The 6,124-nt window shown below is 71.0% G+C and carries 5 protein-coding genes and 1 pseudogene; 4 read left to right on the forward strand and 2 right to left on the reverse strand.

The window, feature by feature from the left end; genetic code table 11:
- Positions 1 to 1,160, reverse strand: a 1,160-nt coding sequence (locus AC27IO_RS19000; protein WP_498740199.1) for an MFS transporter, incomplete at its 3' end; no start/stop codon positions are given.
- A 171-nt stretch (positions 1,161 to 1,331) separates the two neighbouring features.
- Between AC27IO_RS19000 and AC27IO_RS19005 the strand changes: the two genes are divergently transcribed.
- The 4 genes from AC27IO_RS19005 (at position 1,332) to AC27IO_RS19020 (ending at position 5,764) form a co-directional block, all read left to right on the forward strand.
- Positions 1,332 to 2,300: a LysR family transcriptional regulator gene (locus AC27IO_RS19005; protein WP_498740201.1), complete on the forward strand. Its 969-nt coding sequence runs from the start codon at positions 1,332 to 1,334 to the stop codon at positions 2,298 to 2,300.
- Positions 2,301 to 2,411: 111 nt separating this feature from the next.
- Entirely contained in the window at positions 2,412 to 3,788 is a 1,377-nt protein-coding gene (locus tag AC27IO_RS19010; protein ID WP_284429642.1) for an aspartate aminotransferase family protein, read from the forward strand.
- Positions 3,788 to 4,855 carry a GNAT family N-acetyltransferase gene (locus AC27IO_RS19015; RefSeq protein ID WP_498740203.1) on the forward strand — a complete coding sequence of 356 codons (1,068 nt, stop codon included), beginning with the start codon at positions 3,788 to 3,790 and terminating at the stop codon, positions 4,853 to 4,855. The genes AC27IO_RS19010 and AC27IO_RS19015 overlap by 1 nt, the downstream gene beginning before the upstream one ends.
- Before the next feature lie 195 nt (positions 4,856 to 5,050).
- Positions 5,051 to 5,764 carry an arginase family protein gene (locus AC27IO_RS19020; protein WP_498740205.1) on the forward strand — a complete coding sequence of 238 codons (714 nt, stop codon included), beginning with the start codon at positions 5,051 to 5,053 and terminating at the stop codon, positions 5,762 to 5,764.
- Here AC27IO_RS19020 and AC27IO_RS19025 read toward each other — a convergent pair.
- Positions 5,721 to 6,124: pseudogene (locus AC27IO_RS19025) on the reverse strand (hypothetical protein); the annotation flags it as partial. The gene AC27IO_RS19020 and the pseudogene AC27IO_RS19025 sit on opposite strands and share 44 nt — an antisense overlap.

Here is a 6,124-nt window from a genome sequence, read left to right on the forward strand (position 1 = left end):
CCTTCGGTGGGGCGCGTCCGTCGCGGCGGGTGCTCGCGCCCACCAGCGCCAGCCCCCAGCGCCGCGAGGGCGGCGGCCACCCAGGTCACCGAGAGCAGGCCCAGGCCCTGGGCGATCGCCAGCCCGCCCAGCCACGCGCCGATGGCGTTGCCCAGGTTGAAGGCCGAGATGTTGAGGCTGGAGGCCAGCGTGGCGCCTTCGGGCCCCGCCTGCTGCAGCACGCGCATCTGCATGGGCGCCACGGTGGCGAAGGCGGCGGTGCCCAGCACCACCACGTAGGCCATGGCGACGCCGGCATGGCCGAAGGCCCAGCGGCCGGCCACCAGCACCAGCATCAGGGCGCCGATGGACATCGCCAGCGCCCGCATCACGCCCCGGTCGGCCAGCTTGCCGCCCAGCAGGTTGCCGGCCGCCAGGCCCGCGCCGAACAGCAGCAGCGTGAGGGCCACCCACGCGCCGTCCATGTGCGTCACCTGGGTGAGCAGCGGCTCCACATAGGTGTAGAGCGCGAACACGCCGGCGAAGCCGAACACCGTGATGCCCAGGCCCAGCCACACCTGGGCGCGGGCGAGCACGGCCAGCTCCTGCCGCAGGGGCGTGGCGGCCGGCCGGCCCGCATCGCGCGGCACGAAGGCCGCCAGGATCGCGAGGGCCGCCACCCCCACGACCGCCACGGCGGCGAAGGCCATGCGCCAGCCGAAGTGCTGGCCGATCCAGGCGCCCGCCGGCACGCCCAGCAGGGTGGCCAGGGTGAGTCCCGAGAACATGAGCGCGATGGCCGAGGCTTTCTTCTCCTGCGGCACCAGCCCGGTGGCGACCACCGCTCCGACGCCGAAGAAGGTGCCGTGCGTGAGCGCCGTCAGCACGCGTGCCGCCAGCAGCCAGCCATAGCCGGGGGCCACCACGGCCGCCGCGTTGCCGGCGATGAAGATCAGCATCAGGGCCAGCAGCAGGCGCTTGCGCGGCCACTGCCGCGTGAGCAGCGTCAGCACCGGCGCGCCCACGGCCACGCCGATGGCGTAGCCCGAGATCAGCGTGCCGGCGGTGGGAATGGAGATGTGCAGGTCTTGGCTCACCTGCGTGAGCAAGCCCATGATGATGAATTCCGTGGTGCCGATGCCGAAGGCACCGGCCGCCAGGGCGAGGAGGGAGAGAGGCATGGAAAAAAGCGTCCACAGGGACGAAGATGGGTCGATGCCTGGAATGTGACGGCCCCAAGGGCTTTTGTGTAGCGGGAATAATGGAAAGGCCTTTGTGCCTCATGGGCACAAATCGGCGGCCTTTTGGCTTTCTTTTTCCCACCTCCCGAACCCCATCGTCCAGTGCCTCCGATGCCTCGATCCCAGCCCCAGCCCGACAGCACCACGGCCGAAACCCACCGGTCCGGCGAACTGGAGGTGCTGGTGCTGGTGGCCGAGCGCGGCAGCCTGTCCGCTGCGGCGCGGCAACTGGGCGTGTCGCCCTCGGCCATCAGCAAGGCGATGTCGCGGCTGGAAGCGCGGTTGGGCGTGCAATTGCTCCAGCGCAGCACGCGGCGCGTGCTGCTCACGCCGGAGGGCACGCAGCTGTACCAGGGGGCCAAGCGCCTGCTGGCCGACCTGAACGATCTGGAGGCCGACGTGGCGGCCCGCAGCGCGCCGCGGGGCACGGTGCGCATCGGTGCCAGCACGTCCACGGGCGCCGTGCTGCTGCTGCCGCTGGTGCCGCGCCTGCGGGCGCTGCACCCCGGTCTCAGCCTGGACCTGTACTTCACCGACCACGTGGTGGACCTGGCGGACGCGGGCATCGACATCGCGATCCGCTGGGGCGCGCTGCCCGCCTCGGACATGGTGGCGCGCCTGCTGGGCCACACGCGCCAGATCGTCGTGGCCGCGCCGCAATACCTCGCGCGCCACGGCGAGCCCCGCCATCCTGACGACCTGCATCGGCACGTGCGCCTGGGCTGGAACTACCCGCGCGCCATTCCGCACTGGCCCTTCATGGTGGAAGGTCAGCGCGTGGCCGTGGACATCGGCCATGCGATCCGCGTCAACGACGGCGACGTGATGCGCCGACTGGCGCTGGAGGGCGCGGGGCTGGCCCGGCTGTCGCTCTACCACGCCTGGGACGATGTGGCGAGCGGGCGCCTGGTGCCGGTGCTGGAGGCGTTCAATGCCGGCGACCTGGAGCCCATCCACGCCGTCTACATCGGCCGTCCCGACCGGCTGCCCCCGCGCACGCGCGCCGTGCTGGATTTCCTGCAGGCGAACGTGGACCTGCGGCACGCCGAGGCGGCGCTGCCGCCGGGCGGCACGGCCTGAGCGTGGCGGCGTTTTCCTGCCGTCTGCACAAAGTGCGCACAAAAGCTCGATAGTCGATCAAGGTTGGCTGCGCAGACTTCGCCGAAATCTTTTTTCCGGAGTCTTTCTTTCATGACCATCGACGCTGCCCAGCTCCTCGCGGACGAAGCCAAGTACTGCTCCTTCGGCGACACCGTTCACTACGTCAACCCGCCCAAGATCTTCGACGGCTGCGACGGCAGCTACATGTACGACGCCGAGGGAACGCCCTACCTCGACCTGCAGATGTGGTACTCGGCCGTGAACTTCGGCTACAAGAACAAGCGGCTGGAAGAGGTCATGATCCGCCAGCTGCAGACCCTGCCGCAGGTGGCCAGCCAGTACCTGCACCCCACGAAGATCGAGCTGGCGAAGTTCATCGCCCAGGACGCCGAAGCCAAGTGGGGCAACGCGGGCCGCGTGCACTTCAACGTGGGCGGCGCGCAGGCCATCGAGGATTCGCTCAAGGTGGTGCGCAACGCCAGCGGCGGCAAGAGCCTGATGTTCGCCTTCGAGGGTGGCTACCACGGCCGCACGCTGGGCGCCTCCAGCATCACCTCCAGCTACCGCTACCGCCGCCGCTTCGGCCACTTCGGCGACCGCGCGCAGTTCCTGCCGTTTCCCTATCCCTTCCGCCGCCCCAAGGGCATGACGGCCGAGGAATACTCCGAATCGCTGGTGCAGGAGTTCGCGCGCAAGTTCGAGAACGAATACCACGCCGTGTGGGACCCCAAGACGCGCCAGTGCGAATACGCGGCCTTCTACGTCGAGCCCATCCAGGGCACGGGCGGCTACGTGGTGCCACCGGCCAATTTCTTCAAGGGCCTCAAGAAGGTGCTGGACGAGCACGGCGTGCTGCTGGTGGTGGACGAGATCCAGATGGGTTTCTGGCGCACCGGCACGCTGTGGTCGGTCGAGAACTTCGGCGTGAAGCCCGACGTGCTGGTGTTCGCCAAGGCGCTGACCAACGGCCTGAACGCGCTGTCCGGCCTGTGGGCGCGCGAGGAACTGATCAACCCCACGATCTTCCCGCCGGGCTCGACGCACTCCACCTTCGCCTCCAACCCGCTGGGCACGGCGCTCGGCCTGGAGGTGATGAAGATGACGCACGAGATGGACTTCGGCGCCCAGGTGCGCGACAGCGGCGCCTACTTCCTGGAAGGCCTCAAGGACCTGCAAAAGCGCCACAAGGAGATCGGCGACGTCGACGGCCTGGGGCTGGCGTTGCGGGCCGAGATCTGCACCGAGGACGGCTTCACGCCCAACCGCGCGCTGCTGGACAAGATGGTGGACATCGGCCTGGAAGGCAATCTCGAATACCAAGGCCAGAAGCGCGGCCTGGTGCTGGACGTGGGCGGCTACTACAAGAACGTCATCACGCTGGCGCCGTCGCTCATGATCACGCGCCCCGAGATCGACGAGGCCCTGGTGCTGCTGGAGCAGCTCCTGACGCGCGCCAAGCGCAGCTGATGCCCTGGCGCAACGCGCTCGAGCCGCAGGCGCTGACCGGGCACTTCGCGGCGCACCCGCCGCAGGGTTTCACGGTGCTGCAGGGCCTGCCGGCGCCGGCCTTCGCGGCGCCGCTGGACCTGCTCACCACGGCGGACGATGCCCTCAAGGCCCGGGTGCGGGCGCTGCCGCTGTTCGCGCGCTGGTCCCGCTGGCTGAGGGTGGCCACGGGGTTCGTGGGCACCACGGTGACCGAATACGCGCCGCTGCCCGCGGATGGCACCGCGCCCGAAGCCCTGGCGCAGGCCGTGCGCGCGGGGCCGGGGCGGCGCTTCGCGCTGGCCATCATCAAGGACCTGCCGCAACAGTCGCCCCTGCTGTCCGAAGCCGACAACGCCTACGCGGCCGCCCTGGCGCACGCCTGCGAGCGCCAGGGCTTCGTGCTGGTCGAAGGGCAGGCGCTGGCCTATGTGCCCATCGACTTCGCGAGCATCGCCGACTACCTGGGCCGCCTGTCCGCCAGCCGGCGCCAGAACCTGCGCCGCAAGCTGCGCAGCCGCGCGGGGCTGGCGGTGCGCCACATCGCCACGGGCGAGGCCTTTGCCGATGACGCCGTGGTGGATGCCTACTACGCGCTGTACGAGGCCGTGTACGCGCAGAGCGAGGTGCACTTCGACCGGCTCACCCGCGGCTTCTTCGCCGCCGTGCTGCGCGATGCGTCCAGCGGCGGCATCGCCTTCGAATACCGCCACGCCGCCACGGGCGAGCTGCTGGGCTGGAACCTGTGCTACGTGCATGGCGGCCGCCTGGTGGACAAGTACATCGGGCTGGCCTACCCGGCAGCGCGCGAGGCCAACCTGTACTTCGTGAGCTGGATGGAAAACCTCGAATACGCGCTGGCGCACGGCCTCACGCACTATGTCGCCGGCTGGACGGACCCGGAGGTCAAGCGCAGCCTGGGCGCGCGCTTCACCTTCACGCGCCACGCGGTGTACGTGCGCCAGCCCGTGCTGCGCGCCCTGGCGCGGCGGTTCGCCGGGCGCTTCGAGAGCGACCGGCAGTGGCGCGACCGCGCGGAGGCCGCATGAGACCGGCCGACTGGCCACCGGTCGTGCTCGACCTCGACGGCGCCGTCGGGGGCGCTGCCGGACGAGCGGCGCATCGATCTGGCGCAGGACTGGCACGAGGCGCTGCGGTTCGGCTGCGGCCTGGCCCGCATCCGGGCCTTCGGCGGCCTGCTCGACGCCCGGCTGCCGGCCTTCGACCGCCACGGCCCGGTCTTCATGGGCAGTGGCGATTTCCACCACCTGAGCTGGCCGCTGATCGCCCGCTGCATCGCCGCGCGCGGGCACACCACCGCGCGGCCCCTGCGCGTGGTGGTGCTGGACAACCACCCGGACAACATGCGCTTTCCGTTCGGCGTGCACTGCGGCTCGTGGGTGCGCCGCGTGGCGATGCTGCCGCAGGTGTCGCACGTGCACGTGGTCGGCATCACCTCGGGCGACATCGGCCTGCGCCACGCGTGGGAGAACTACCTCGCGCCGTTGCGGGCCGGCCGGCTCACCTACTGGAGCGTGGGGGTGGATACGCGCTGGGCGCGCTGGCTGGGCCTGCAGGCGCGGTTTCGCAGCCTGCCCGATGCCGACGCGCTCGCCGCCACGCTGTACCGCGTGCTCTCGGCCCACCGCCAGCCCACCTACCTCAGCATCGACAAGGACGCGTTCTCGCCCTCGGTCGTGCGCACCAACTGGGACCAGGGCGTCCTGGGCGCGCACCACGGCGCCGCCCTGATCTCCGCGCTGCGCGGGCAGCTCGTGGGCAGCGACGTGACGGGCGAGGTGTCCGTGCACCGCTACCGCACGGCGTGGAAGCGGTGGCTCAGTGCGGGCGACGGGCAGGACACGGCCCAGGCCGACGCGGCGCTGCCGCAGTGGCAGGCGCAGCAGGCGGCGTTCAATCGGGTGCTGCTGGGGCAGCTGGCGATGGCGGCGGATTGAACGGCGCGCGGGGCCGAGTCCGCACCGCCTGCGCCAGCGTGGCGCAGACCCGCTCGAAGCCCGCGTCGTCCAGCCAGGGGCTGTTGCTGATGGACAGCACCTGCGTGGCGAATCGCCGGGCCTGGGGCAGCCCTGCCGCGCGGTCTTCCGCCGAAACGAGGTGGGCGTAGCGCCCGTAGTCGGGCAGCACGTGCACGAAAGGCACGCCCACGCCCAGGCCGGCACCCCACAGGGACTCCAGCGCGGCCTCGCGGGCCGCGGCGTGGGGCAGCAGCACCAGCAGGGTGGGCCAGGTGCCCTGCGCACCGCCGGCGGCCACGCTGTCCTCCAGCACCTGCAGCCCGGCGAGGCCGCGCAGCC

The organism is Acidovorax sp. KNOB132, from assembly GCF_057541515.1.

Excerpts from the sequence above, each read along its gene's own strand:
- AC27IO_RS19020 (WP_498740205.1), top strand. The coding sequence starts at position 5,051 with ATGGGCAGTGGCGATTTCCACCACCTGAGCTGGCCGCTGATCGCCCGC.
- AC27IO_RS19010 (WP_284429642.1), top strand. The coding sequence starts at position 2,412 with ATGACCATCGACGCTGCCCAGCTCCTCGCGGACGAAGCCAAGTACTGC.
- AC27IO_RS19015 (WP_498740203.1), top strand. The coding sequence starts at position 3,788 with ATGCCCTGGCGCAACGCGCTCGAGCCGCAGGCGCTGACCGGGCACTTC.
- AC27IO_RS19005 (WP_498740201.1), top strand. The coding sequence starts at position 1,332 with ATGCCTCGATCCCAGCCCCAGCCCGACAGCACCACGGCCGAAACCCAC.